We start from the raw sequence: 26,667 nt of genomic DNA, 5'->3' as shown, positions 1-26,667 counted from the left end.
GAGCACCACCCTATCTAGCTGATGTAATGAGCTCCCACATTAGATTGAGTTCAGCCTCCAAGATCAGGTCGGCTACCAGGCCGCCGTGCTCTTGCTTTTGATCTTGCTTTTGATCTTGATCTTAGGCGCCCCGTTAAACCACGCTGGCCGAACGCAGGCTTTGGAGCGGGGGTAAACCGGCAGGACGCCGGTTTAGCCGCGATGGGCCAAGGATGGCCCATGGCGGCGGCCCACGGTCCAAAGCCGGAGTGAGGGCACACCGAGCCTAAGCGAGGTGCCGAGTGGTGGGGCAAGAGCCCTTTGGTTACTTTTGGGGCTCCTTTCCAAAAGTGACCCGCTGTAAGAGCGGAACCCATATCAGCCATCACCCAAATAACGGATATGTACCCAGCGCCCCGCGACAACCAAAGAACTCAACCCATAAAAAGATGTGTAGATACCTATGCTGCGATAGCATCGCCTCGGTGAACTTGACAGACCGAGTCTGTCTATATCGCAGGCAAGCCAGCGCCCACACGAGCCCATTTCCACATTCAATCCTGGTTCAGACCTACCCGGTACAACACACCGTCATCCTCATCCGTCAGTACATACAAAAACCCATCCGGCCCCTGCCGCACATCGCGGATCCGTGCTTTCAAACCGCCGAGCAAGCGTTCTTCATGGATCACTTTATCGCCATCGAACTGCAAACGAATCAACTCCTGACTGGCCAGCGCACCTATAAACAAATTGTGCTGCCACGCCTTGAACCGGTCGGCGTCATAAAACGCCATACCACTGATGGCCGGTGATTTCTCCCAGACGTGATGCGGTGCCACCGTGCCTTCCACCGTCTTGCCTTTGGCTTCGGGAATCGGTGTCAGGGAATAATTGATGCCATGGGTCGCCAGCGGCCAACCGTAGTTCTTACCGCGTTCGATGATGTTGATTTCATCGCCGCCGCGTGGCCCATGTTCGTTTTCCCAGATCGTACCGCTCCACGGGTTCAGTGCCAGCCCCTGCGGGTTGCGCTGGCCATACGACCAGATTTCCGGGCGTACGCCCTGCTGGCCGACAAAAGGGTTGTCATCCGGCACGCGGCCATCCGGGAAGATGCGCACCACCTTGCCTTGCAGCTTGTCCAGGTCCTGGGCCGTCGGCCGATCATTATTCTCGCCGAGGGTCACGAACAGGTAGCCATCACGGTCAAACGCCAGGCGCGAGCCGAAGTGGTTACCGGTGGACAGCTTGGGCTCCTGGCGCAGGATCACCTTAAAATCCTTCAAGCCGCTCAAATCATCGGCCAACCGCCCACGCCCCACGGCGGTGCCGGCTTTGCCACCCTCGCCGCCACCTTCGGCGTACGACAGGTAGACCATACGGTCTTCCTTGAAGCCCGGCGACAGCACCACATCGAGCAAGCCGCCCTGCCCTTTGGCCCATACCTGCGGCACGCCGGTCAAGGGTGCGGACAACTTGCCGTCCGCGCTCACAAAGCGCAGATGGCCTGGGCGCTCAGTCACCAAAAAGCCTTGTTTATCCGGCAGAAACGCCACCGCCCAGGGATGGTCCAGGCCTTTGACGATCGGGGTCGCGGTGATGCTGCCTTGCTCACTGGGGAATTGCTGGGCGTCGGCGGCGTAAACCGCCGCCAGTGGCAGCAGCGTGGTTGCGCAAATAGCGGCTAGCAGGGTTTTGCGTAGAAACATAAGACGGAATCCTTACCGGCGATTGCCGTTGGCATCATAGGTGGGGGCTTTGGTTTCGGTGGTGGGACGGCTGGGGGCGGCATTGCGCGTTGGATAGCGGTTGCCGATGCCGCCGTTTTCCACGGTCGGTGCGGGGCTGGTCGGGCCGGTCTGGATACCGCGAACCGCCGGCGCATTGGGCTGCGTGCCCTGCATGCTGTTGGGGTTGGCCCGGTGAATTGGGCTGTTGTTGGCATCGCTTCTGCCGGGCAGGCTTTGCGCCTGGGCCAATGGCGTGAGCGCCAGGCCCAACGCCAGTACTGCGAGATGACGCACACAACTGTTCATGACAAAGCCTCTCTAGGGCGAGTGGTACGTGCTTTCGATAACACGCTACGCCTTGGGTTCGGCTTTCGACACTAAATAGTTTCTCATCAGGTGTAACACAATCTGTCCGCGCATCTGCCCGCCGAAACTTTTTTCGGCGCCCGCGAGTCGCCCGAACACAGTCTCTTCTCAAGGAAACGCAGGCATGCCAAAGGCAATCTGGAAAGGCGCCATCCGTTTCGGCTTGGTCCATATCCCGGTATCACTGGTCTCAGCCACGTCCTAGCAAGGCGTTGATTTTGATTGGCTGGACAAACGCAGCATGGACCCGATGGCGTGCTTAAAAACTGGGCGGTGCCTAAAGGCCCAAGCCTGGACCCGACCCAGAAACGCCTGGCGGTGCACGTGGAAGAACACCCGCTGAGCTCTGGCAATTTCGAGGGCAGCATCCCAGCAGGCCAATACGGCGCAGGCGATGTGATTGTGTGGGACCGTGGCGTGTGGCAACCGCATGACGACCCGCACTTGGCCTATGCCGCCGGCAAACTCAAATTCACCTTGGTCGGCGAAAAACTCGCCGGCGATTGGGCCTTGGTGCGCACCCGCCGCAAAGGCAGCGGCGACAAGGAGCAATGGTTACTGATCAAGGAAAAGGACCCGCAAGCGCGGCCCGCGCGACGACGACATCGTTGAGGAGCAGCCCAAAAGCGTGCTCAGCGACGCTTGGGTCGGCAAGCCAGCACAGTGATTCGCGCCCTAGCGTTTCAGATGAGGATGAAGATCAGTGCCAAGCCTGCAAAAATCGCCCACTTTTCCAAGTAGTAGCGTGCACGATTGCGCTTCTTCAGCTCTTTGCCGCGCAGGCGAATCTTGTACAGGCGGGTAAACGCACGGTTCAGGCCGCCGGTCTTGTCACCGTCATTATTGGGCGAGCCAGCCGCCGCCATTACGTTGCGGCTGAACCAGCGGTTGAACGCCGCCGCCCAGCGGTACTTCATCGGGCGCTCAATGTCGCAGAACAGGATGATGCGGTTCTGCTGCGTGGTGTTTTCCGCGTAATGAATGTAGGTCTCATCAAACATCACCGGTTCGCCGTCGCGCCAGTAATAGCTTTCGCCATCCACGTTGATGTAGCAGCCAGGACCGTTAGGCGTATCCAACCCCAAGTGATAGCGGTAGGAACCGGCGTAAGGGTCGCGGTGGCGCACCAGCTTGGAGCCCGGGGGCAATTCGGCGAACATCGCCGCCTTGATCGAGCCGACGCTCTGCACCAGTTCAGTGGTGCGCGGGCACAGCTTCATCGCCGACGGGTGGCTGTCGCCGTACCACTTGAGGTAGAAACGCTTCCAGCCGGACTTGAAGAACGAATTGAAACCCACATCGTTGTACTGGTCCGAGCGCTTGATCTCGCCCATACGCATCAGGTTCTGGCCTTCCTGGCGGATTTCTTCCCAGTGTTCCTGCAGCGGGCTCAGGTCCGGGAAGTCGGCAGGCGACAGGAATGGACGGCTCGGCTGCTTGGAGAACAAATACAGGAAGCAATTGATCGGCGCCAGGAACGTCGAGTGATCACTAAGCTGGCGGCCCAGTTTGTGTCGCACCCGACCACGCAGGTGAACATACGCAATGGAGGCGACGTAGAGAGCAACAATGATGAGTTTCAAGGGATTCGTCACAAGTCAGTAGAGAGAACAGGCTGCTCCTGCGTGCCCACAACGGCCGAGGATTGGATAAGCAGCACCTGAAATCACAATTCACAGATAAGCGACACGACCGGCAAAGCGCTCACCGGTTCATGACTATTGGCAGTTATTTAGCCACAGTTTGTAACCAAAGGTTAACTAAGAATTGTGAAAAGCTGTCCAGTCATTGTGCTGGATCAACACACGCGCTTGTCTCGCCGCCGCCTGCGTGGTGCACTGTAAGAAACCACCTTCAACAAAATGGAATTTGTATGTCAGCTCTGTTACACACCGATCATCAAGCCCTGCAAGGCACCTGGGAACAAACCGCACTCGAAGACAGTGGCGTGCTCAACCCCATCGACGCCCACAGCGCGCCGGGCGCCCTGACTACCATCACCGGTGACTGTTTCGAAGTGCGCACGACGAACGGCGAGGTATTGCTGGCCGGTCGCTTTTCCCTGGACAGCAGCACCACGCCAAAAAGCATTACCTGGGTGGATTCAATCGGCGAAGACGCCGGCAAGCAATTGCCCGCCAGCTATCGCCTGGAAGGGGATGATTTCGTGTTTATTGCCGCCGATGAAGGCATGCCCCGGCCGACCGTGTTCAGTACCGGGCCAGGGCAAACCATGCGCAGCTTTGTGCGCAAAGGCTGATCCGCGCCCCTCCGAACGTGCGACAAGGTTTTCACATGGCCTTCACTTCTTGGCCTATGGGGTGAAGCCTACCTACTCCAGTGAATCACTTGGCCCGCCTCTCTTGGCGGGCCTTTTTTTTGCGCGCGGGAAAGCCGCTCAGGTGCGGCGCTGGGTGGCGGTCAAGGTAAAGCACAGTGGCAGTTGCGCCGGCTGATGCTCGTACTGGTCATACAATTCCTCGCGATTGGAATGCGGGTACTCCTGCAAGTGCTCAATCTGCAAGTGCGCCGCAATCGCCCCGCTCACCACGCTGCCCAGGGTATGCACGTACCAATAGGACGTCGGCCCGGCAATATCTGCCTGCCCTTCGTAAACAATCGACTGCTGCAGCACGAAGGGGTCGCGCTGGAAATACGAGCTGACGGGCAACAATGGGTTTGCCGCCTTGGGATCAAACACTTCCAAAAACGGATGAGTTTCGTAGATCACCAGCGTGCCGCCGGGCTTGAGCACACTCGCCACATGGCGCATAAACAGCGCCACATCCGGCATCCAGTTCAGTACGCCAATGGTCACCAGCGCGACATCAAACCGACCGTGCAAGTGTTCAGGCAGATGATGGACATCGGCTTCAACAAATTCAGGGTTATGCGGCGACACCTCGGCCAGTTCCTGCGCTTGCTGCAGAAAAGCGCGGGATTGGTCGACACCCACCACGCTGCGTGCGCCCAGGCCGAACAACGATAGGCTTTCACGCCCATTGTTACAGCACAGCTGAATCACGTCTTTGCCGGCCACGCCGACGTCTTGCAGCAACGCGGTGATGGTCGGGTCAAGGCATGAAAAGCCTGGCTGGGCGACCGATTCGAGCAGCGCGTTCCAGGTGGCGGTGTCTTTGTGCAGCTTGGCGGAGGCGTCCCAGGCGTCTTTGTTGCTGGCGATGGCCTGTTGGGCTGAGGGCATGTCCATTGCTTCTCCAGAGAGTCAGTACAGCGGGCTTCGGAAAATAAGCCAATTGCCTGTCAGAAGAAACCCTCTGTGGCGGCGAAACTTCTATCCAAGCCTGTAGGTCACTAGCCCATTGAGTGTTCGCCCTGAGCACCCTTGTCGAAGGCAGCGCTATGGCCAATCACTCCGACCTGCGCAATACCTTGTCCTTGGACAGCTTGAATTTCTTCCTGGCGGATGTCCGCGACGGCCTCGGCCCCTACTTGGCGATTTACCTGCTGGCCGTGCACCAATGGGACCCGGCCAGCATCGGCGTGGTCATGACTCTGGCGGGCATCGCCGCCTTGCTCACCCAAGGCCCGGCGGGGGCGCTGATCGACCGCACGCGCAGCAAACGCGCGGTGATCGCGGTGGCGGCCGTTCTTGTCACCGTCAGTTGCCTGGTACTGCCGTTTGTCAGCTCATTCAGTTGGGTGGCGTTGACCCAGGCGGCCAGTGCCATCGCCGCTTCAGTGTTTGCTCCGGCGATTTCGGCCATTTCCTTGGGAATTACCGGGCCACGCGCCTTCACCCGCCGCACCGGGCGCAACGAAACCTTCAACCACGCCGGCAACGCCGTAGCGGCGCTGCTGGCGGGCGGCCTGGCATATCTGTTCGGCCCAGTGGTGGTGTTTTACCTGATGGCATTTATGGCGATCGCCAGTGTCGTGGCGGTCAGTTGTGTATCAGCGTCGGCGATTGACCACGATGCCGCGCGGGGCTTTGACCCCGCTCACGCCCACGAACACGAACAGCCCTCCGGCGTGAAGGTGCTGCTGGCCAATCGCCCGTTGCTACTGTTCGCGATCTGCTGCGCGCTGTTCCACCTGGCGAATGCCGCGATGCTGCCGCTGGTCAGCCAGAAGCTGGCGCAGATCAACCTGCACATGGCCACGCCGCTGACCTCGGCCTGCATCGTCGCCGCGCAAGTGGTGATGGTGCCGATGGCCTGGCTGGTGGGCAGCAAAGCTGACGTGTGGGGGCGCAAGCCGTTGTTGCTGGCCGGGTTCATGATTTTGCCGCTGCGTGGCGTGTTGTATACCTTGTCCAGCGACCCTTATTGGCTGGTCGCCGTGCAGATGCTCGATGGCATCGGCGCGGGGATTTTCGGCGCGCTGTTCCCAGTGATCGTCAAGGACCTGACCCAAGGCACCGGCCGCTTCAACGTCAGCCTGGGCGCACTGTCCACGGTGTTTGGCCTGGGCGCGGCACTGAGCAGCAGCCTGGCTGGTTTCGTGGTGCAGCAAGCGGGCTACAACGCGGCGTTCCTGACCCTGGCGGGCGTCGCGGCGGCGGCCCTGGCGCTGTTATGGCTGGCGATGCCGGAGACATTGACGAAACCATCGTTCGCGCGCATTACAACTGTCGCCTGACATATGCGACAATGCGCGCCAAATTCCAACACACATCCAAAATTTTCTGCTCAGCGACCGGGTTTCGCGCCTTGATGTCGCTGTTGACGCATGCCTGAAGGCTCCTGCCGCCACGCTCGCAACCCATTGATAGGTAAAGTAATTGATCTCCACAGCTAACATCACCATGCAGTTCGGCGCCAAGCCGCTCTTCGAGAATGTCTCGGTCAAATTCGGCGCCGGCAACCGTTATGGTTTGATCGGTGCCAACGGTTGCGGCAAGTCGACCTTCATGAAAATCCTCGGCGGCGACCTTGATCCGTCCGGCGGCCAGGTCATGCTCGAGCCGAACGTACGCCTGGGTAAACTGCGCCAGGACCAGTTCGCCTACGAAGAATTCACCGTGCTCGACACCGTGATCATGGGCCACGAAGAGCTGTGGAAGGTCAAGGCTGAGCGCGACCGTATCTACTCGCTGCCGGAAATGAGCGAAGACGACGGCATGGCCGTGGCCGAGCTGGAAACCGAGTTCGCCGAAATGGACGGCTACACCGCCGAATCACGTGCCGGTGAGCTGCTGCTGGGCCTGGGTATTCCCCTGGAACAACACTTCGGCCCGATGAGCGAAGTGTCCCCAGGCTGGAAACTGCGGGTATTGCTGGCCCAGGCGTTGTTCTCCGACCCTGAAGTGCTGTTGCTCGACGAACCGACCAACCACTTGGACATCAACACCATCCGCTGGCTGGAAAACATCCTGACCCAGCGTTCGAGCCTGATGATCATCATCTCTCACGACCGTCACTTCCTGAACAGCGTGTGCACCCACATGGCTGACCTGGACTACGGCGAGCTGCGCCTGTTCCCGGGCAACTACGACGAGTACATGACCGTGGCGACCCAGTCCCGCGAGCAACTGCTGTCGGACAACGCCAAGAAGAAAGCACAGATCTCCGAGCTGCAATCGTTCGTCAGCCGCTTCTCGGCCAACGCCTCGAAAGCCAAGCAGGCCACGTCCCGCGCCAAGGCGATCGACAAGATCCAGCTGGCCGAGGTCAAGCCTTCGAGCCGTGTGAGCCCGTTCATCCGTTTCGAACAAACCAAAAAGCTGCACCGCCAGGCGGTCATCGTCGATCGTATGGCCAAAGGCTTCGACGGCAAGCCACTGTTCAAGGACTTCAGCTTCCAGGTTGAAGCCGGCGAGCGCGTAGCGATCATCGGCCCGAACGGTATCGGCAAGACCACCCTGCTGCGCACCCTGGTCAACGAACTGACGCCGGATGCCGGTAGCATCAAGTGGACCGACGCCGCAGAACTGGGCTACTACGCCCAGGACCACGCCCACGACTTCGAAGACGACATGAGCCTGTTCGACTGGATGGGCCAGTGGACCCAAGGCGAGCAAGTGATTCGCGGTACTTTGGGCCGCATGCTGTTCTCCAACGACGAGATCCTCAAGTCGGTCAAGGTCATCTCCGGTGGTGAGCAAGGCCGCATGCTGTTCGGCAAGCTGATCCTGCAAAAGCCGAACGTGCTGATCATGGACGAACCGACCAACCACTTGGACATGGAATCCATCGAAGCGCTGAACCTGGCGCTGGAAAACTACCCGGGCACGCTGATCTTCGTCAGCCACGACCGCGAGTTCGTATCGTCCCTGGCCACCCGCATCATCGAGTTGAGCGCCAACGGTGTGATCGACTTCAGCGGCACCTATGATGACTACCTGCGCAGCCAAGGCGTGGTGTTCTAAGCAACGCCACTGCAGTTGTGGCGAGCGGGCTTGCCCTGCGTTGGGCTGCGAAGCGGCCCTAAAATCAAACACCGCGTTCTGTCAGGCAGAACGCGGTGTTTTTTATTGGGGCTGCTGCGCAGCCCAACGTGGCCTATCAAACAAACTAGTTAGCCTGCTTCCTTTCCCCCCACGCCCTTGCCATCATGCCGTCACCGCCCGCCCGCGAACGAGTGACCATGCCTGCCGTCGCCCCCAGCTCAATGTCGATCACTTTGCAGATCGTCTCCATCGTCTTCTATACCTTCATCGCCTTTATCTGCATCGGCCTGCCGATCGCGGTCATCCCGGGCTATGTGCACGAGCAACTGGGCTTCAGCGCGGTAGTGGCCGGGATCACCATCGGCTCGCAATACCTGGCCACCCTGCTCAGCCGGCCCATGGCCGGGCGCATGTCCGACAACGTCGGCACCAAGCGCGCGATTGTGCTGGGCCTGGCCGGTATTTTGGTCAGCGGTGTGCTGACGTTTTTCGCCACGCTGGTCGAAAGCCTGCCCGCCCTGAGCCTGGGCATCCTGATCGTCGGCCGGCTGCTGCTCGGCGTAGCCCAGGGCCTGATCGGCGTGGGCACCATCAGTTGGTGCATGGGGGCGGTTGGCGCCGAACACACGGCGCGCTCGATTTCCTGGAATGGCATCGCCTCCTATGGTGCTATCGCCATTGGCGCGCCGCTGGGCGTGGTGATGGTGGCCGAGTATGGCTACACCAGCCTCGGCATCGCGTTGACGGTGCTGGCAGCGTTGGGCCTGGTGCTGATCCGTAATAAACCTTCGGTGCCGGTGGTACGCGGCGAGCGGCTGCCGTTCTGGGCGGTGTTCGGGCGTATCGCGCCGTTTGGCGCCAGCCTGTGCTTGGCCTCAATTGGCTACGGCACGCTGACCACCTTTATCACCCTGTATTACCTCAGTCGCGGCTGGGCCGGGGCGGCGTACTGCCTCACGGTGTTTGGCGCGTGTTTTATCCTGTCACGGCTGGTGTTTATCTCGGCCATCAGCCGCTTCGGCGGTTTCAGCGCAGCGATTGCCTGCATGACCATCGAAGCCCTGGGCCTGACGCTGCTGTGGCTGGCGCCCTCCACCGGGGTGGCGTTGATCGGCGCCGGGCTGACCGGTTTTGGCTTGTCGTTGGTGTACCCAGCGCTGGGCGTAGAAGCCATCAAGCAAGTGCCCAATAGCAGCCGTGGCGCCGGGCTGAGTGCGTATGCGGTGTTTTTTGATCTAGCCTTGGCGATTGCCGGGCCGTTGATGGGCGCCGTGGCACTGAACCTCGGCTACGGCTGGATCTTCTTTTGCGCCGCGCTGTTGTCGGTCACGGCGCTGGCCTTGACCGTACTGCTCAAGCGCCGCGCTTACTGATCGGCGGTCTGCAAACCGGCGCGGGTCATTTGCCCGAGGGTGTGGGAGAAGAACCGCCCTGCCTCTGAAATCAGGTCGCGGTGAATACCTTCGCGGTCGACGCCATCGGCGTCTGTGCAGATGGCCGGCATGGCCACCAACTGATCGCTGTCACACGGCGCCATGAACACAAAGTGCCCTGCTCCGGCCAACAGTTTGAAATCCGGCGGTTCCGGCAGCTTGCGCGCCAGTGCGGCGGCGTTTTTGTCCACGGCCACCAGCTTGTCGCCATCGCCGCTGTAGAGCAGCACCGGCACATGCACGTCGGCCAAGGTGTGGCGGCCAAACATCAGGCTCAACGGCGCCATCAGCATCAACGCGTGGATGCGCGGGTCGGCCTGTGGTTGCAAATCGTCGCGGTCGACCACCAGCTCACCTTTGGTGGTGCAGGCGTCGCGGTCTTCCGGGCGCTCCTGGCAATAGCGGCGCAGGCGATCAAAATCCGGCTTGGCGCCGGCCAGAATCAACGCGGTTTCACCGCCGGCGGAATAACCGATCACGCCCACCTGGTCGATATTGACGAATGGCGACAGCATTGGGTCGCTGAGGGTGGCGGTGATCGCTTCGGAAATCTGGATCGGCCGACCATACAGGTTGCTCACGGTGCCCAGGCGGCTGTGGTCCTTGTAGTTGTCGCCGGGGTGCAACACCGCCACCACCACAAAACCCTTGCGCGCCAGTGAGGTGGCCAGGTCGTGCAGGGCCAGCGGTGTGCCCGTGTTGCCGTGGGACAGCATCAGCATCGGGAAGCGGCCAATGGCGACCTTGGAGTCTTCAGCGGCGGCGACGTGATAGGCGCCCAATTGCGTACTGTGCTCATCGTCGGTGGACGGGTAAAACGCGATGGCTTTCATCGGCTGCTGGTCCAGCGGGTCGAGAAAGGTCATGCGATGGAAACCCACACTCCAATGCGGGTGCGGCGCCGGGGCGGCGTGCACTGAAATCAGGCTACCGAGCAGGGAGAGTACCAAAACAGCACAAAGACGCATCATGGGGATGTCCACCTTTGCTGCGTGACCACGTTCAACACCCGCGGCATATCTGTATGAAAAGTCCATGGTTCAAGGTGCTCACACCGGGTGATAAACCCATGCCTGCATAACCTGGGCCAAAGTAGTGACAGCGGGCAAACGAAAAAACTCCGTACTCCGGTCGTTTTGAGACGACCAGAATACAGAGTTTAGGCGCCCGGTTTCAGATTGGAACCGGACAAAGGCGAACTTTACACAAGCCTTACGCGGCGGCGAACAATTGTTCGTTGATGACTACGTTAGCGTCGCTCAACGCCTTGCTGCGCACTTCCTCACCGTAGGCCAGGCCTTGGGCACGGACGAACTCGATGTCGGTGATGCCGAGGAAGCCAAACACCAGTTTCAAGTAGTCTTCGTGGCCGACGTTGCTCGCCTGACCGGCATGCAAACCGCCGGCGGTGGAAACGATGATCAGCTTCTTGCCACCGCACAGGCCTTCAGGGCCGGCTTCGGTGTAACGGAAGGTCTGGCCGGCGACGGCGATGCGGTCGATCCAGGCCTTGAGCTGAGAAGGTACCGAGAAGTTGTACATGGGCGCACCCATCACCACAGCGTCGGCGGCGATGAACTCAGCCAGCGACGAAGCGCTGAGGTCAGCCTCGTGCTTTTGTACTGCGTCACGCAACTCGGCAGCGGTGCCCAGGGCGCCCAGGGTCAGGCCGGAAAAGTGGCTGATGCCTTCGCTCGCCAAGTCACGGTAAGTCACTTCCACACCCGGCTCAGCCGCTTGCCAGGCCTTGACCACAGCAGCGCTGAGCTGACGCGAAGCCGAGTTGTCGCCGAGGATGCTGGAATCGATATGCAACAGTTTCATGTGGGATCTCCAAGTGAGGATCGCGGCTAGGCGATCGAGTGAGGTTGATCCTACACACGAACCCAATGATCGATTAGAGGGGCAAAATATGATTGTTCGTCCTGCCAGCAGGACAATGCTTTTTTGCAAAAAACCATTCCAGTCGGCTTGATGCCCACACCTCTGCGGCACTGGATTTCACCCGTGCTTCACTTCATTCTCGCCGGCTGACCCGACAGCCACCGGCCATCCCATGCACCCACCTTCTCCCGCCCTGACCAAGGGCCTGACCTTGATCCTCGCCATCTGCTGCGGATTTTCGGTTGCCACGATTTACTACAACCAGGCCATGCTGCCGCTGATTGCTAACACCTTCGAGGTGTCCACCGCGCACGTCGGGCAAATCGCGATGCTCACGCAATTGGGCTACGCCAGCGGCCTGCTGCTGTTCGTGCCGCTGGGCGACCGGATCAGCCGGCGCACGCTGATCCTGGCCGTGCTGTGCCTCAACTTCATCAGCCTGCTGGCCTCGGCCGCAGCGCCGACCTATGCCTGGCTGCTGGTGGCGAGCGTGCTGCTGGGGCTGTCGGGTATCAGCGCGCAGGTGATCATTCCCGCCGCTTCGGACCTGAGTACCGTTGAGCAAAAAGGCGCCGTACTGGGCTTGATGGTCAGCGGCTTGTCTGCCGGCGGGTTGCTTGCCAGGACCGTCAGCGGCGTGGTCAGCGGATGGCTGGGCTGGCGCGGCATGTTTGCGCTGGCAGCGGCGCTGGATGTGCTGCTGTTCATGGCGATTCTGACGCGTATGCCGGTGTCGATTTCAACCAGCAAGCTCGCGTATGGCGCCTTGCTCAAATCCCTGTGGGGCCTGGCCAGGCAATACCCGACCCTGCGCCAATCAGCATTCAAAGGCGCCCTGGTGTTTGGCGCCTTGAATGTGTTCTGGGGCTCGATGGCGGCCCTGCTGGCCTTGCCGCCGTATGGATTCTCGAGTGCCCAGGCAGGCCTGCTGGGCCTCTCGGCCATCGTCGGTATTCTTTGCGCATCGACCATCGGCCAACAAACCCGACGCCATGGGCGTCTGCTCGAGCGCGCGGGCATCACCACCGTGCTGGTGGCGTTTATCCTGATCTATACCCTCGGGCCAAGCGGCTGGTGGTGGCCGATCTTGATCGCGGCGACCTGTCTGGACCTGGGTAACCGGATCAACCAGTTGGCCAACCAGACCCGCGTGTTGGCACTGGAGCCGTCCGCGACTAGCCGACTCAACACGGTGTTCATGGTGGTCTACTTTATCGGCGGCGCCTTGGGTTCGGCGGCTGGAGCCTTTGCCTCCGAGCATTACAGTTGGCAGGGCCAGGCGCTGACCGGCGCGGCATTTGCCGGGTTGGCCCTGTTGATCACGACGTTCAGAGCACACAAGTAACCCTGTGGCGAGCGGGGCAAGCCTGCTCGCCACAACACCAGGCCTGCTCATCGCAATCAATGCGACGACACATAAATCGACGCCGATCTTGGCGCAGGCCGTAGCGGCGGTGATGTCGTTGCGCAGCATCAATAAGCGCGCCTGGTGCAGGCGCGCGGACTTGAGGTATTGCATCGGCGAGGTGTCGGTGACCGTGCGAAAGTGCGCATGAAAACTCGGCACGCTCATCATCGCCCCCCTGGCCAGTTCCCCCGCGTCCAAATGCTGGTGGCAGCCCCCATGAATCTTGCGAATCGCCCGCGCCACCTTGCCGAACTGGCCCTGACGTTTGAGCGCGGCGCGCAGGGAGCCGCCCTGCTCGCCCGTGATGACAGCGTCGGGCCAAAGCGGGGACGCTGTGCACCCCAGCGGCAGCAAGCTTCCTCGCCACAGCAGCCTCCAATATTTGTAGTGGATTTGCCCTCGCCAGACGCGGATAGTTCGTCCCACTGACAGGACAATAGGTTGACCATGCAAGACCTCAACGACCTCTACTATTTTGCCAAAGTCGTCGAAGCCGGCGGCTTTGCGGCGGCCGGACGGCTGCTGGGCATCCCTAAGTCGCGGCTTTCACGGCGCATTGCCGAGCTGGAAGAACGTCTCGGCGCACGCCTGTTGCAACGCACCACCCGCCAACTGACCCTCACCGCCGTCGGCGAGCGCTACCTGCGCCATTGCCAGGCCATGCTGCTGGAAGCAGAAATGGCCGACGAGGCGGTGGCCAGCATGTCCAGCGAACCGCGCGGGCGCCTGCGGGTCAGCTGCCCGGTGGGCATGGCCCAGCACCTGCTGCCGGACATGGTCGCCGGTTTTCTCGCCGCCCACCCGCTGGTGCAGCTTGAAATGATGCTGGTGAACCGCCGCGTTGATCTGGTGGCCGAAGGTATCGACGTGGCCCTGCGCGTGCGCGAGTCAGGCGATGAAGACCCGCTACTGGTGACCAAACGCCTGCGCCAGGCCCAGGCCATCCTGGTGGCCAGCCCTGAATTCATACAAGGCCGGCAAATCGACAGCCTCGAAGACCTCAAGCAACTGCCGGTACTGGGCGCCCTGGAAGCCGACCGCCTGGTGCACCTGCGCCTGATCGACCCACAAGGCAAAAGCGAAGACCTGGCGCTGGAAGCACGCCTGGGCATCGACGACTTCATCGTGCGCAAAGCCTGCGCCCTGAAAGGCTTGGGCTTTACCGTACTGCCGATGATGTATTGCGAAGAGGAATTGGCCAGCGGCCAATTGGTGCAACTGCTGCCGCAATGGTCCTCGCCGGGAGGCTGGTTGCAGGCGGTGTACCCGCACCGTCGCGGCGTACTGCCGGCCATTCGTGCCTGGATCGACTACCTGGAAGAAGCCTTCAAGGGCTGCGGAGATCGCTTGCTATGAAAATGACTGAAGCGCAGGTCGCCGCTTTCTGCCTGAGCCTGCCCGGCGCGCGGGAAGACTACAAATGGGGCGGCGTGCGCGTGTTCTCGATTGCCGGCAACAAGATGTTCGCCCTGCAAAACCTGCGCGGCGAGTCGCTGGCGTTCAAGGTCGACAAAGAACTGTTCCTCGGCCACGTGGACCGCCCCGGCATCCATCCGGCGCCTTACCTGGCGCGGGCCCAGTGGGTCATCATGAACACGCCCTACCCGATCGGCGCCGAGGAACTGCGTGGGCTGTTGCAGCGTTCTCACCAATTGGTGGTGAGCAAACTGCCCAAGCGCACGCAGGTGGGGCTCAGGTTGGATTGACAAAAGGCACGGCGCGCTCAATAGCCATCGCCGCCGCCAGCGCCAAATGCTCGTGCCACGGGCGCGCGACGATCTGCACGCCTACCGGCAATCCCGCAGCATCAGTGCCTGCTCGCACGACCACACAGGGCCAACCCGCCAGGCTGTACGGCAAGGTGTGACTGAACAGCCCCGGCCGTTCGGCGCCCAGCCGTGGCGCGGGCGCGGCGTCAACCGGGCACAGGATAAGGTCGTAGTCCGCCATGAAACCTAACATCCCACTGCGAAACTGATCCCAGTCGGCAAGCAGTTTTATCGACTGCGCACCGGTGCCTTTGCTCATCGCCCAGTAGCGCTCGGTAATCTCGCGTGAGTGCCTCAGTACCGATGGGAACGCGGGATAGATGACGGCGCCCGCGCGCTCCAACAGATTGGCGGCTACCTGCAGCGTGGCTTGAGTTATCTCGTCAGCGGGCGCTATACCGCCGTCGCAATACCAAGCCACGCGCAAACCGCTCAGCGCTTGAGCCTCTACAGCGCGTATGGGCATCGGAATTACGCCGGCATCCTGCCCATCTTCGCCGGCAATCACCTGGAGCGCCAAGGCCAGGTCTTCCACATGCCGGGCCATCGGACCAATCTGGCTGCGACAGTCACTCAACCCGCCCGGGTGATCGAAAACCCCGGTGTTAGGCACGCGGCCAGTGGTGGGTTTTAAGGTGCTAACACCGCAAAAATGCGCCGGTACGCGCAAACTGCCGCCGGAATCACTACCCAACCCCACCGGTGAAAGCCCCGCAGCAATGGCCGCCGCTTCGCCGCCGCTGCTGCCGCCTGGGCTATGGGACAGCGCATGCGGGTTAAGGGTGGCGCCATAGACGGGGTTGTCGGTCACCCCACCGCCACCGCCCAGCGGGCAGTTACTTTTGCCCAGCAGGATGGCGCCGGCAGCTTTCATACGCGCCACTACCACGGCATCCTGCGCCGGTCGGTAGTCAGCGCGCTCAGCCAAACCCGCCGCCGACACCACCCCACAGGTATCGATAACGTCTTTGACGGTAAAGGGAACGCCCTGCAGCACGCCGCCATACTCACCTTGAGCGACGGCCCGATCCGCCGCCCATGCGCCGGCCAACGCCGTCTCGGCGCACACTTGCACCAGCGCGTTGATTGCGGGGTTTTGCGCCTCGATACGGGCAAGGTAGGTGGAAACAATGGCGGTGGAGGTTAGCTTGCGCTGTTGAATCAGTGCGCCAAGCTCAGTCGCTGAATGGCGTAGCAATGAATCCGAGAAAGACATTCGTGTTGGCCCAGTGCATTCAAGTGCCTGGAGCATAACGCCAGTGTGGTGCGGGCTCCTATCAATGATTGGGTAAGGTGCTTCCCACAGCTTTGTAGGGAATATTCCTAGCGCCTCTGCCCTACAACACCGACAGCAAGGTACCGCCCAGGAACAGTTGGTCAAGCCAGAACACCTGGTGCAGCAACACAATCACCCAGAACAGCACCTGATATGACACTTTGCGCGTCTTGTGCCGGAACACCTGCTGGGCGATCAATGCTCCAGGCCAGCCGCCCGCCAGCTCCACGGCGTGCAGGATGTTTTCGCGAACGCGCGGGCCCTCTGTCTGTGCCTTGCGCTTGTCGCCCCAGTACAGAAAAAATGCCACCACGCTGACCACACCATACGCCGCCAGCGGGATCACCGTCTCACCGCGAGACCACACCAACGCCGCGCCAATCAGCGGCGCGGCGCACAGCACCACAAAGATCAACGCCTTCAGGCGCGGGTGCTGAATGTTCATGGCTTGACCGCAGACCAGTCGATCCAGCCGAACTGCCAGGTCGCCAGAATGACCAGGCCAAACGCGATCCGATACCAGGCAAAGGCCGCATAGCTGTGGCTGGCGATGAACTTGAGCAAGGCCTTGACCGCGATCATCGCGAAGATGAACGAGGTGACAAAACCAATCGCGAACACCGGCAGGTCATCGGGCTGGAACAGGTGACGGTACTTGTAGCCCGAATACACCGCCGCACCGACCATGGTCGGCATGGCGAGGAAGAACGAAAACTCGGTGGCGGTCTTGCGCGACAGGCCAAACAACAGGCCGCCGATGATGGTGGCGCCGGAGCGCGACGTGCCCGGAATCATCGCCAGGCACTGGGCCATGCCGACCTTGAGCGCGTCTTTCCAGGTGATCTGATCCACGGTTTCGGCGTGAACCGCGTGCTGCCGGCGTTCCGCCCACAACATGATCACGCCACCCACTACTAGGGCTGTGGCCACGGTGATCGGGTTGAACAAGTAATGCTTGATCAAGTCGGCAAAAATCACCCCCAGCACGATCGCCGGCAGTACGGCGATGATCAGGTTAACCGTGAAACGCTGGGCATTGCGCTGGGTCGGCAAGCCTGTGACCACATCGAGGATCTTGCGGCGAAACTCCCAGACCACGGCCAGGATCGCGCCCAATTGAATGATGATGTTGAACGCCTCAAAGCGTTCGCCGCCGAAGCCGATCAAGTCAGCGACGATGATCTGGTGGCCGGTGCTGGAAATGGGCAGGAACTCGGTCAGCCCCTCCACCACGCCAAGAATCAATGCCTGTATGGCGGTCCAAAAATCCATGCTTCCCCCGAAGGTCATGCTCAGCGGCATGCCTTGACTGTCTTTTTAATAGTTCACTGACGAGCGCACTCAAATTCCGGTGCTGATTTTCAACATCGATCTGCAAAAATTTCGTGAAAAATCAGGGAGTACTCAGGTTTTTCGATTACAGGCCGAAAGCCTATCAGACAAGCCGGAAATGTCGATGCAGCGCCCAAAAATATAAAAGCATGGAGTGACAGGACGATGAACAGTTTGCGCAGCATGTCGATCAGCCGCCGCCTCTGGCTGATCCTGATAGTCGCCGTGTTGATGCTGCTGACCTTGGGGCTGTTGATGCTCAAGCAGATCCACGGCGACCTCTACCAGGCCAAAAGCCAGCAGACCCAGCATGTGGTGCAGACCGCCAGCGGCGTGCTGGCGTATTACCAGAACCTTGAAAAAACCGGGGTACTGACCCGTGAAGCCGCGCAGCAGCAAGCCTTGAGCGCGGTGCGTGGCCTGCGCTACGACCACGACGATTACTTCTGGATCAACGACCTGACGCCGGTGATGATCATGCACCCGGCCAACCCCAAGCTTGACGGCAAGAACCTCTCGGCGATCCGCGACCCGGACGGTTTTGCAGTGTTCAACGAGTTCGTGATCCTGGCCAAGGCCAAAGGTGCCGGCATCGTCAACTACCGCTGGCCCAAGCCGGGTGCCGAAGCGCCGGTGGAAAAAACCTCGTATATCCAACTGTTCGAACCCTGGGGCTGGATTATCGGCTCCGGCGTTTACGTGGACGATGTGCAAGCCGAATTCAATGGCCAGGTGTGGAAAACCTCGCTGATTGTCCTGGGCATCGCGCTGGTGATGACGTTGCTGGTGGTGCTGATCGCCCGCAGCATCGTGCAACCCTTGCAGGCGGCGGTGAACGCTATGGCCAATATTGCCAGCGGCGAAAGCGACCTGACGCGCAGCCTCGATACCCATGGGCGCGACGAAGTCACCCAACTGTCCAAACACTTCAACAGCTTTACCGCCAAGCTGCGCCAGGTGGTCGGCCAACTGCAGGTGTGCGCCAACGCCTTGGGCCAGTCGTCCACGGAGCTGGGCACCAACGCCAGCCAGGCCCATGACCGCAGCCAGCAGCAGTCGCAGCAGATGGAGCTGGTGGCGACGGCAATCAATGAAGTGACCTATGGCGTGCAGGACGTGGCGAAAAACGCCGAGCATGCCGCCAGCGAAATGCGTGACGCCCAGGCCCAGGCGCAGCAAGGCCAGGTGAATATCGACGGCAGCTTGCTGCAGATCGATCAGCTCTCCAGCACCATCAGCCAGGCCGTGGAGGTGATCCGCACGCTGTCCAGCGAAAGCACACAGATTGGCGGCGTGCTTGAGGTGATTCGTTCCATCGCTGACCAGACCAACCTGCTGGCGCTTAATGCTGCGATTGAAGCTGCACGCGCGGGGGAACAGGGCCGTGGTTTTGCCGTGGTGGCGGATGAGGTGCGGCTGCTGGCTCAGCGCACGCAAAAATCCACGGCTGAAATCCAGGTGATGATCGAGCGCCTGCAAGGTCATTCGGAAGCGGCAGTGAAGGTGATCAGCGACAGCCACAGCGCTTCGCAACTGACCATTGAACAGGCCGGCCAGGCGGGTGCCAGCCTTACTGCCATCGGGCAGGCCTTGCATAACCTCAACGGGTTGAATGCCTCGATTGCCAGCGCGACGTTGCAACAGGCGCATGTGGTGGAAGACATCAACCAGAACGTTACCCAGGCGGCCGGGTTGTCTCACAGCACCGCGCTGGCGGCGCAGCAGTCCAGCGTGGCGAGTGCGCATTTGCGTGGGTTGAGTGAACAGTTGGATGGGTTGTTGCGCCAGTTTAAGGTTTAGATCGCATTGCTGGGCTGCTATGGGAGCTGGGGGGGGCTAGGGGGTTATCGGGGCGCCTAAGATCAAAATCAACAGCACGGCGGCCTAGTAGCCGACCTGAGTGGTTGAATCAAAAGCAAAGCCGAGGCGGCCTTACAGCCGACCTGATCCTGGAAGCCGAACTCAATCAAATGTGGGAGCGAGCAAGCCCGCTCCCACATTTAGATCTCATTACATCAGGCAGAAGCTGTGTTGCTGTGCTTCTGCCCTGCTTCTGCTTCTACCACTCAGGTCGGCTACTAGGCCGCCGTGCTCTTGCTTTTGATCTTGATCTTGATCTTGATCTGAGGCGCCCCGTTAACCACGCTGGCCGCACGCAGGCTTGAATCCGTGGGTAACCCGGCAGGACGCCGGGTTAGCCGCGATGGGCCAAGGATGGCCCATGGCGGCGGCCCACGGATTCAAGCCTGCGTGCGGGCACACCGAGCCACAGCGAGGTGCCAAGTGGTGGGGCGAAGACTTTTTGGTTACTTTTGTGTCTTTACAAAAGTGACCCGCTGTAAGAGCGGAACCCTAAGCCGCCGTTACCCAAATAACGGATATGTACTCACACCAACGTTTGAAGAAAACTCACCTCTGGTTACAATCACCGCCCTCTCCCACTCTCCCAAGGAACCACCATGTCCGGGCTTGAACTGTTCGCCGCCGCCCTGGGAGTGATTGCCGTCTGGCTGACGGTCAAGCAGAACCCTTGGTGTTGGCCCATCGGCCTGGTCATGGTGTTGCTCTACACCTGGGTATTCTTCGACGTAAAACTCTATTCCGACATGCTCCTGCAAGTGGTCTACGCCGCCCTGCAACTTTACGGCTGGTGGCAATGGACCCGCGCCGGCCAAGTCAAGCAAGGCCGTCAGGTCACCAGCCTCGGCGTACCCGCGATCATCACCAGCCTGGCCATCGGCGCCGTCTTCAGCCTGTTGCTCGGCGCCGCCATGGCCCACTGGACCGACGCCGCCCAGCCGTGGCTCGACGCCGCCCTCACCGGCTTCAGCCTGGTGGCGCAAATGTGGATGGCGCAAAAACGCGTGCAGTGCTGGCCGCTGTGGATTGCCGTGGATGTAATTTTCGTCGGGCTGTTCCTCTACAAAGGCCTGTACCTCACCGCCGTGCTCTACGCCCTGTTCACCGTGATCGCCGTGCAAGGCTGGCGTGAATGGCGCGCCGACCCGGCGCTGCACGCATGAAGGTAGTGGTACTGGCCGGCCCCGAGTCCAGCGGCAAAAGCTGGCTGGCGGCGCAACTGCACGCGCACTTTGGCGGCCTTATGGTGGGCGAATACGTGCGCCATTTCATCGACCACCACCAACGCGACACCACCCTGGCGGACATCCCCGCTATCGCCCGTGGCCAACTGGCCTGGGAAGACGCCGCCCGCGCCGAACAGCCCAACCTACTCGTCCTCGACACCCACCTGCTGACCAACAAGCTGTGGAGCCAAACCCTCTTCAGTGACTACCCGGCGTGGCTGGACAGTGAGCTGCTGGCCCGCCATTACGACCTGCACCTGCTGCTCTCTCCCGAGGATGTGGAGTGGACCGCCGACGGCCAGCGTTGCCAACCGGAACTGGCGGATCGCCGCGCGTTTTTCCAGGGTAGCCTGGAGTGGATCGAGCAGCACCATAAGCCCGCCGTGGTGATTCGCGGCAACTGGGAAGAGCGCCGTGCCCAGGCATTTGAAGCGGTAACGCAACTGCTCAACGCGTAATACCGACCACCGGATCAACGCAGTCCCTTTCCCTTCGCGCCAGTCAATCTTCTAAAGGAGATTGGCCTATAAACATGCGCATCATTGAAGGTGGCGATTTTCAGCGCGCTCATGGGGCGGGGTCCTTCCAGGGCTCTTGGGGTAGAGCCCGGAAGGTGTGCAGATGCTCAATCAGTCCTTAGTAACCGAGCGACAACCCCGTGTTACGACGCGGGTCGTTAGCCCCGTAGAAGCGATTGTTGCCCACCGGCTTGCCGCCCAAGGACGGCGCCCCCACCAGGATCGCCGCCAAGTGGTTGGCATCCTGAGGGCCGGCAAACTTGTGGCCCCAGCTCTCGAGGATTTTCTGAGTGTCCGGGCTCACCGCGAAGGTTTCGAGGTTAGTGGTCTCAGGCATCCACTGCTGGTGGAAACGCGGCGCATCCACGGCTTCCTGGATGTTCATCTTGTAGTCGATGACATTCAGGATGGTCAGCAAGGTGGCGGTGATAATCCGGCTACCACCGGGCGTACCCACCACCATCACCGCCTTGCCGTCCTTGGTCACAATGGTCGGGCTCATCGACGACAACGGTGCCTTGCCCGGTGCGATGGCGTTGGCTTCGCCCTGAACCAGCCCGTACATGTTCGGCACGCCGACCTTGACGGTGAAGTCGTCCATTTCATCGTTGAGGATCACCCCGGTCTTGCTCGCCATCACGCCGGCACCGAACCAGTCGTTGAGGGTGTAGGTCACCGAAACTGCGTTGCCCCACTTGTCGACGATGGAATAGTGCGTGGTGTTGTTGCCTTCATGGGGCGACACACCCGGCTTGATCGCCTGGGAATCCCCGGCCTTTTGCGGCTCGATGGCAGCGCGCAGCTTGGCGGCGTAGTCCTTGTCCAGCAGGTGGGCAATCGGGTTTTTCACAAAATCCGGGTCGCCGAGGTAGCTGTTACGGTCCACGTAGGCGTGGCGCATCGCTTCGATCTGGTAGTGCAGGCCTTGGGCCGAGTGATAGCCCAGGTCGGCCATTGGGTAGCCTTCGAGGATGTTCATGATCTGGCAGATCACCACGCCGCCCGAGCTGGGTGGCGGTGCCGAGACCACGTGGTAGCCACGGTAATCGCACTCGATGGGCGCCAGTTCACGGGTTTTGTATGTGTCGAGGTCGGCCTGGGTGATGATGCCTTTGCCGGCCTGGCTGGAATCCACCAGCGCCTTGGCGACCCAACCTTTATAGAAGCCGTCGGTGCCCTTGGCGGAGATTTCCTTGAGGGTCTTGGCCAAGTCTTTCTGCACCAACTTCTGGCCGACCTGCATCGGTTGGCCGTTGTGCAGGAAGATCCCGCGCAGGTCTTTGTCTTTTTCAAACTCGCCGGTGGCGGTGTGCAGCAGGTCGATATCACCCTGCTCCAGTTCGAAGCCGTTTTCCGCCAGCTTGATCGCCGGCGCAATCACCTGGGCGCGCTTGAGGGTGCCGTACTTGCTCAGCGCGGCTTCCATGCCGGACACCGTGCCGGGCACGCCGACCGCCAGGTGGCCCTTGGCGCTGAGGCCATCAATGACGTTGCCGTCTTTGTCCAGGTACATGTCGGCGGTGGCCGCCAGCGGGGCTTTTTCGCGGAAGTCGAGGAAGGTCTTGCGCCCGTCCGCCAACTGCACGGTCATGAAGCCGCCGCCACCGAGGTTACCCGCCGCCGGGTACACCACCGCCAACGCATAGCCCACAGCCACGGCCGCATCAACCGCATTGCCGCCAGCCTTGAGCACATCCACACCCACATGAGTGGCCAAATGCTGAGCGGTTACTACCATGCCGTTTTCACCGGCCACCGGGGCCTGGGAAGCGGCTTGCACACCGCTGACCGTCAACACCAGGGCGGTGGCGATTAAGGTGCGGCTCAAAGGTTGGTATTTCATCCATGGCTACTCTAGTTATTGAGACGCACCAAAATAGCCCTTCCCGGATTTAATCCCCAGCGCAATGGCGTTTTTATTACAGAACTTGTCGGTCATAGAACGGGCGCGAAAAGCGTGTCGACTGTATTTCCAAGACAGCCGACTCCAACCACCGCATGCTTTATTACTATTTCTGCAGCAAGGAACACCTGTTCATCTGCGTGCTGGAATACGTCTACGAGCAGTTCAACAAGGCCAAAAGCAAACCCAAGCTGGACCTGGATGCACCGCTGCAGGTGTTGCGCGATCTGGTGGCGTTTATCTAGAACGACTGCGTCAAGCACGTGTACTTGATGATTGCTTCGCTGTGCTACTTCTATAGCTCCAACCGCCATACGCTCAGCTCGTTTCCGGGTGAGGACCTGGCAGATAAGGGGCAGCAGCAGGATTGGCTGGGGTTTATCCGTGATTTGGTGTTGCGTGGCGTAACACCGATCCCACGGTAGAAACCGGGTCGAATTGTGGGCGCTGGCTTGCCTGCGATGGCATCAACTGGTTATGCCTGATAGACCGAGGTGCCTGCATCGCAGCGGTGCGGCGATCCGGGCGTTGGCCAAAAGTGACCCGCCGTAAGAGTGGAACCCTAAGCCGTCGTTATCGAAGCAACGGATAGACACTGCGCAATAACCCTGTGCAAAACCATCGCCAGATCCGCCGCATCTCGAGCCGTCACCACATTCGTAAACCCCATCACCACCCCCTGCTCCCGCCCCGGCTCCAGCATCCAGCATCCAGCATCCAGCCCGACAATGCATGAACAGCCAAACCCGCACGATCAGCCGCCTCGGCAACAACATGATCCGGCACCGAGACCAACAACCGCGCCAGCAGGTTAACCCCCCCAGCCTGCTCATCCACCCGCAAAAACCCCGAGCAATGCACCTCCAGCGCCTCCACCAACAACCCCCGGCGCTGCGCATACAACTGCCGCATCGTCTTCAGATGCCGAGTAAAATGCCCCTGCTCCAAAAAATCCGCCGCCGTCAGTTGCAACAACTGCGCACTACGCTGCTGCAACCTCTCAGCACTACGCCCAAACGCCTCCACCAAAGAAGCGGGCACCACCCAATACCCCAACCGCAACCCCGGAAACAGCATCTTGCTGAAGCTCCCGGCATAGATCACCCGATCCCCTACATCCTGACTCTTGAGCGCCGCCAACGGCTGCCCCCGGTAGCGAAACTCACTGTCGTAATCATCCTCAACCACCCAACTCCCCTGCTCCCGCGCCCACCCCAGCAAAGCCTGGCGCCGCGCCGGACTCAACGCCACACCCAGCGGGCTCTGATGCGCCGGCGTCACAATTGCCAACCGCGCCTGCCGATCCCTTTGCATCCCACGCTCAACCTCCAACCCCTCACCATCCACCGGCACCGGCACCAGTTCCACGCCTTGATGAACCAACAACCGCCGCGCATGCAAATACCCCGGGTCTTCAAACCAGCAACGCGGCCCCGTCATCTGCAGCGCATCGCACAACAGCGTCAAACACCCCGCATACCCCGCGCACACGAACACCTGCTGCGGCGTGCACTCCACGCCCCGGTACAGCGCAAGGTAGTTGGCAATCGCCACGCGCAAGGCCAGGGCGCCACGTACGTCGCCCATCGCCAGGCTATCGGCATCAGTGCGACGCACTTGTTGAGTGACCAGCCGCGCCCACAGCTTGCGCGGGAACGCATCCAGCGCCGGCAGGCCCATTTGCAGTGGCCTCGGCCCCGGTGCAGTCGACGGCACCACAGGCTGCGGCTTCACGGGCACCTGCGGCAAAGCCCCAGCAATCACGGTGCCGGCCTGCCCACGCGCCTCGAAAAAGCCCTCGCTGACCAGCAACTGATACGCCGCCTCCACCGTCCCCCGCGCCACGTTGAGTTCCAGGGCGAGGCTGCGCACCGACGGCACCCGATCACCCGGGCCAAGTTGGCCCTGGTCGATGGCCAGGCGAAAGCGTCGGTAGATTTCCTGGTATTTGGGCAGTGGTGACATCGCAGGCAGGCTCGGCAGATAGACAACGCCGAGTCTGATCATGTCCCAACCCACTTGTCCAATCATGCCCCTGTTGGGCAGCCGTGCCGCCGCCGAAAATGGCGCATCCCTTATCAGTAAACCTTATTCAACAAACAAGGATCGCCCATGAACCACCGCCTCGATTACGCCTTCGCCGCGCCTGCCGGCTACAAAGCACTGGGCTCGGTGCACAGTTACATCCACGGCTGCGGCCTGGAGAAAGAATTGATCGACCTGGTGTACCTGCGGGTCTCACAACTCAACGGCTGCGCCTATTGCCTGGACTCCCACTCCCGCGACTTGCTCAAGCAAGGCGTGAGCCTGGAAAAAATCATGCTACTGGCCGCCTGGCGCGAGGCATTACCGCTGTTCACGCCACGTGAAAGCGCAGCACTGGCCTGGGCCGAGATCGTCACTCAAGTGGCGCAAACCCAGGTGCCGGATGCCGATTACGCCGAGGCAGCGGCGGTTTTCAACGAAAAAGAAATCGCCGACCTGACCCTGGCGATTTCACTGATGAACGCCTTGAACCGCGTCGCCATCAGCTTTCGCAAAGTACCCGCCGCGATCAAGGCTCATCTGGAGAACCTCAGCTATGAATGAACACGTCGAATTCGTGCCCATGCAAACCCAGGCTGAATGCATCGAAAGCTTTGCGGTGATGCAGCAACTGCGCCCGCACTTGACTGACGCAGCAGCGTTCGCCGAACAAATCCAGCGCCAACAGCAAAACGGCTATCACCTGCTGGCCGCCCGTGAACAGGGCAAGGTGATCGGTTTGGTCGGCTATCGCCTGACGGAAAACACCCTGTACGGGCGTTTTATCTACGTCGATGACCTGGTCGTGGACGCCGCCTTGCAGCGTCGGCGCCTGGGCGAGCAACTGCTTGACCGGGTCCGTGAAGAAACCCGCGCACGCGGCTACCGCTACCTGGTGCTGGATACCGGCATGCACAAGGCCTTGGCCCAGCGTTTCTATTTCCGCCAGGGCTTGCTGCCGCTGGGGATGCACTTTTCCCAGGATTTGAGCCAATGACCCGCGCCCTGCTGCTCAGTTTCAGCCCCCACGGCAAGGCCGCGCAGACCTTCAAGCTGGCACGCGCCCTGCTCAACGAGCAGGTGCCCGATGCCCACGTCACCGAGCGCGACTACGGCGCCCGGGCGCTGCCGCCGCTGACCCGCGAATACGCCAATGCACTTACCACCCCAGGCGGTTTGAGCGGCAGCGCCACGGCGCTGTCGGAACAGTTGATCGTTGAGCTGGAAGCCTGCGACCTGCTCGTCCTCTGCACCCCGGTGCACAATTTCACCGTACCCGCGGCGCTCAAGGGCTGGATCGATCATGTGGTGCGCATTGAACGCAGTTTCACGGTGAATGCACAGTTCGAAAAGGTTGGCCTGCTCAAGGACCGGCGTACGTTTGTGCTGGTCAGCTCGGGCAATGCACGCAAAGGGCATGAGCCGGATTTTCTCACGCCCTACATGACCGCCATCCTGTCGACGGTGGGCATCCGCACGGTGGGTTTTGTCTACCTGGGCGCGATGGTGCGCGGTGCAGAAGCGGTCAGTCGCGCCGTGGAACAGGCACGCCGGCAGCTGCACGAAACCATCAGCTCTGGCCTATAACAATAATAGCGCTGGG

Annotated in this window: 23 protein-coding genes and 5 pseudogenes; 16 read left to right on the top strand and 12 right to left on the bottom strand. The window is 60.9% G+C overall.

The features are described 5' to 3' along the window. Nucleotides 1-533: 533 nt before the first annotated feature. The gene (locus tag KZH41_RS14435) at nt 534-1,691 is read right to left on the bottom strand and encodes a PQQ-dependent sugar dehydrogenase (RefSeq protein ID WP_094952461.1); all 1,158 of its coding nucleotides are present in this window, start codon (nt 1,689-1,691) and stop codon (nt 534-536) included. Nucleotides 1,692-1,703: 12 nt separating this feature from the next. Further along, nucleotides 1,704-2,018, bottom strand: a complete 315-nt coding sequence (locus KZH41_RS14430; protein ID WP_263275044.1) for a hypothetical protein — start codon at nt 2,016-2,018, stop codon at nt 1,704-1,706. A 184-nt stretch (nt 2,019-2,202) separates the two neighbouring features. On the opposite strand from KZH41_RS14430, the pseudogene KZH41_RS14425 reads away from it, so the two are divergent. Continuing rightward, nucleotides 2,203-2,280 (top strand): annotated as a pseudogene (locus tag KZH41_RS14425) (hypothetical protein); the annotation flags it as partial. 47 nt (nt 2,281-2,327) lie between these two features. Continuing rightward, nucleotides 2,328-2,736 (top strand): annotated as a pseudogene (locus KZH41_RS14420) (DNA polymerase ligase N-terminal domain-containing protein); the annotation flags it as partial. A gap of 25 nt (nt 2,737-2,761) precedes the next feature. On the opposite strand, the gene lpxO reads toward KZH41_RS14420, so the two are convergent. Further along, nucleotides 2,762-3,661, bottom strand: coding sequence for a lipid A hydroxylase LpxO (gene lpxO / locus KZH41_RS14415; RefSeq protein ID WP_094952483.1), 900 nt, complete (start codon nt 3,659-3,661; stop codon nt 2,762-2,764). A gap of 290 nt (nt 3,662-3,951) precedes the next feature. Here lpxO and KZH41_RS14410 point away from each other — a divergent pair, with 290 nt between their 5' ends. Further along, the gene (locus tag KZH41_RS14410; RefSeq protein ID WP_242155937.1) at nt 3,952-4,338 is read left to right on the top strand and encodes a TIGR03067 domain-containing protein; all 387 of its coding nucleotides are present in this window, start codon (nt 3,952-3,954) and stop codon (nt 4,336-4,338) included. 138 nt (nt 4,339-4,476) lie between these two features. Here the strand turns inward: KZH41_RS14410 and KZH41_RS14405 are convergent, their stop codons facing one another. Continuing rightward, nucleotides 4,477-5,289: a class I SAM-dependent methyltransferase gene (locus KZH41_RS14405; protein ID WP_094952464.1), complete on the bottom strand. Its 813-nt coding sequence runs from the start codon at nt 5,287-5,289 to the stop codon at nt 4,477-4,479. Nucleotides 5,290-5,441: 152 nt separating this feature from the next. On the opposite strand from KZH41_RS14405, the gene KZH41_RS14400 reads away from it, so the two are divergent. The 3 genes from KZH41_RS14400 (at nt 5,442) to KZH41_RS14390 (ending at nt 9,803) form a co-directional block, all read left to right on the top strand. Further along, nucleotides 5,442-6,680, top strand: a complete 1,239-nt coding sequence (locus KZH41_RS14400) for an MFS transporter (RefSeq protein WP_263275043.1) — start codon at nt 5,442-5,444, stop codon at nt 6,678-6,680. Nucleotides 6,681-6,822: 142 nt separating this feature from the next. Continuing rightward, nucleotides 6,823-8,409 carry an ABC-F family ATPase gene (locus KZH41_RS14395; protein ID WP_026140064.1) on the top strand — a complete coding sequence of 529 codons (1,587 nt, stop codon included), beginning with the start codon at nt 6,823-6,825 and terminating at the stop codon, nt 8,407-8,409. Nucleotides 8,410-8,627: 218 nt separating this feature from the next. Then, nucleotides 8,628-9,803 (top strand): MFS transporter, encoded by a 1,176-nt coding sequence (locus tag KZH41_RS14390; protein WP_094952466.1) that lies wholly within the window; start codon nt 8,628-8,630, stop codon nt 9,801-9,803. On the opposite strand, the gene KZH41_RS14385 is transcribed toward KZH41_RS14390, so the two are convergent. Next, nucleotides 9,797-10,834 (bottom strand): alpha/beta hydrolase family protein, encoded by a 1,038-nt coding sequence (locus KZH41_RS14385; protein WP_242155933.1) that lies wholly within the window; start codon nt 10,832-10,834, stop codon nt 9,797-9,799. The genes KZH41_RS14390 and KZH41_RS14385 overlap by 7 nt on opposite strands. 241 nt (nt 10,835-11,075) lie before the next feature. Next, nucleotides 11,076-11,687 carry an FMN-dependent NADH-azoreductase gene (locus KZH41_RS14380; RefSeq protein WP_242155932.1) on the bottom strand — a complete coding sequence of 204 codons (612 nt, stop codon included), beginning with the start codon at nt 11,685-11,687 and terminating at the stop codon, nt 11,076-11,078. Nucleotides 11,688-11,919: 232 nt separating this feature from the next. On the opposite strand from KZH41_RS14380, the gene KZH41_RS14375 reads away from it, so the two are divergent. Beyond that, nucleotides 11,920-13,092 (top strand): MFS transporter, encoded by a 1,173-nt coding sequence (locus KZH41_RS14375; RefSeq protein WP_094952469.1) that lies wholly within the window; start codon nt 11,920-11,922, stop codon nt 13,090-13,092. Nucleotides 13,093-13,167: 75 nt separating this feature from the next. On the opposite strand, the pseudogene KZH41_RS14370 reads toward KZH41_RS14375, so the two are convergent. Further along, nucleotides 13,168-13,464: pseudogene (locus tag KZH41_RS14370) on the bottom strand (helix-turn-helix domain-containing protein); the annotation flags it as partial. 138 nt (nt 13,465-13,602) lie between these two features. On the opposite strand from KZH41_RS14370, the gene KZH41_RS14365 reads away from it, so the two are divergent. Together KZH41_RS14365 and KZH41_RS14360 are read left to right on the top strand one after the other, a co-directional pair. Next, a complete protein-coding gene (locus KZH41_RS14365; protein WP_094952470.1) occupies nt 13,603-14,511 on the top strand; it encodes a LysR substrate-binding domain-containing protein in 909 nt (302 codons plus the stop codon). Continuing rightward, entirely contained in the window at nt 14,508-14,861 is a 354-nt protein-coding gene (locus tag KZH41_RS14360; RefSeq protein WP_094952471.1) for an MmcQ/YjbR family DNA-binding protein, read from the top strand. Before KZH41_RS14365 ends, KZH41_RS14360 begins: the two co-directional genes overlap by 4 nt. On the opposite strand, the gene KZH41_RS14355 is transcribed toward KZH41_RS14360, so the two are convergent. The 3 genes from KZH41_RS14355 to KZH41_RS14345 all read right to left on the bottom strand — a co-directional run bounded on the left by KZH41_RS14355 (nt 14,848) and on the right by KZH41_RS14345 (nt 17,472). Then, on the bottom strand, nt 14,848-16,140 hold the full coding sequence (locus tag KZH41_RS14355) for an amidase (RefSeq protein ID WP_263275042.1): 1,293 nt from the start codon (nt 16,138-16,140) through the stop codon (nt 14,848-14,850). The genes KZH41_RS14360 and KZH41_RS14355 overlap by 14 nt on opposite strands. A gap of 121 nt (nt 16,141-16,261) precedes the next feature. After that, nucleotides 16,262-16,645 (bottom strand): DUF1294 domain-containing protein, encoded by a 384-nt coding sequence (locus tag KZH41_RS14350; protein WP_263275041.1) that lies wholly within the window; start codon nt 16,643-16,645, stop codon nt 16,262-16,264. Next, on the bottom strand, nt 16,642-17,472 hold the full coding sequence (locus KZH41_RS14345; protein WP_094952484.1) for an undecaprenyl-diphosphate phosphatase: 831 nt from the start codon (nt 17,470-17,472) through the stop codon (nt 16,642-16,644). The genes KZH41_RS14350 and KZH41_RS14345 overlap by 4 nt, the downstream gene beginning before the upstream one ends. Before the next feature lie 225 nt (nt 17,473-17,697). On the opposite strand from KZH41_RS14345, the gene KZH41_RS14340 reads away from it, so the two are divergent. The 3 genes from KZH41_RS14340 (at nt 17,698) to KZH41_RS14330 (ending at nt 21,076) form a co-directional block, all read left to right on the top strand. Next, nucleotides 17,698-19,332 (top strand): methyl-accepting chemotaxis protein, encoded by a 1,635-nt coding sequence (locus KZH41_RS14340; protein WP_094952474.1) that lies wholly within the window; start codon nt 17,698-17,700, stop codon nt 19,330-19,332. Nucleotides 19,333-19,991: 659 nt separating this feature from the next. Continuing rightward, entirely contained in the window at nt 19,992-20,555 is a 564-nt protein-coding gene (pnuC, locus tag KZH41_RS14335; protein ID WP_094952475.1) for a nicotinamide riboside transporter PnuC, read from the top strand. After that, nucleotides 20,552-21,076, top strand: a complete 525-nt coding sequence (locus tag KZH41_RS14330; protein WP_263275107.1) for an AAA family ATPase — start codon at nt 20,552-20,554, stop codon at nt 21,074-21,076. Before pnuC ends, KZH41_RS14330 begins: the two co-directional genes overlap by 4 nt. A 178-nt stretch (nt 21,077-21,254) precedes the next feature. Here the strand turns inward: KZH41_RS14330 and ggt are convergent, their stop codons facing one another. After that, nucleotides 21,255-22,979, bottom strand: a complete 1,725-nt coding sequence (gene ggt / locus KZH41_RS14325) for a gamma-glutamyltransferase (RefSeq protein ID WP_094952477.1) — start codon at nt 22,977-22,979, stop codon at nt 21,255-21,257. A 113-nt stretch (nt 22,980-23,092) separates the two neighbouring features. On the opposite strand from ggt, the pseudogene KZH41_RS14320 reads away from it, so the two are divergent. Next, nucleotides 23,093-23,464, top strand: a pseudogene (locus tag KZH41_RS14320) (TetR family transcriptional regulator); the annotation flags it as partial. 137 nt (nt 23,465-23,601) lie between these two features. On the opposite strand, the pseudogene KZH41_RS14315 reads toward KZH41_RS14320, so the two are convergent. Continuing rightward, a pseudogene (locus KZH41_RS14315) lies at nt 23,602-25,004 on the bottom strand (PLP-dependent aminotransferase family protein). Nucleotides 25,005-25,151: 147 nt separating this feature from the next. Here KZH41_RS14315 and KZH41_RS14310 point away from each other — a divergent pair. From KZH41_RS14310 to KZH41_RS14300, 3 genes are read left to right on the top strand one after another with little or no spacing between them, the layout of a single operon-like run. Beyond that, nucleotides 25,152-25,628, top strand: a complete 477-nt coding sequence (locus KZH41_RS14310) for a carboxymuconolactone decarboxylase family protein (RefSeq protein WP_263275040.1) — start codon at nt 25,152-25,154, stop codon at nt 25,626-25,628. Further along, on the top strand, nt 25,621-26,061 hold the full coding sequence (locus KZH41_RS14305; RefSeq protein ID WP_094952479.1) for a GNAT family N-acetyltransferase: 441 nt from the start codon (nt 25,621-25,623) through the stop codon (nt 26,059-26,061). The genes KZH41_RS14310 and KZH41_RS14305 overlap by 8 nt, the downstream gene beginning before the upstream one ends. Continuing rightward, nucleotides 26,058-26,651 carry an FMN-dependent NADH-azoreductase gene (locus tag KZH41_RS14300; protein ID WP_094952480.1) on the top strand — a complete coding sequence of 198 codons (594 nt, stop codon included), beginning with the start codon at nt 26,058-26,060 and terminating at the stop codon, nt 26,649-26,651. The genes KZH41_RS14305 and KZH41_RS14300 overlap by 4 nt, the downstream gene beginning before the upstream one ends. Nucleotides 26,652-26,667: the final 16 nt, after the last annotated feature.

The sequence above is a fragment of the Pseudomonas sp. YeP6b genome (assembly GCF_025642995.1).
In the GTDB taxonomy this organism is placed as follows: domain Bacteria; phylum Pseudomonadota; class Gammaproteobacteria; order Pseudomonadales; family Pseudomonadaceae; genus Aquipseudomonas.
Note: the sequence above shows the minus strand (reverse complement) of the source record. Positions and strands in the feature narration are given on the sequence as shown.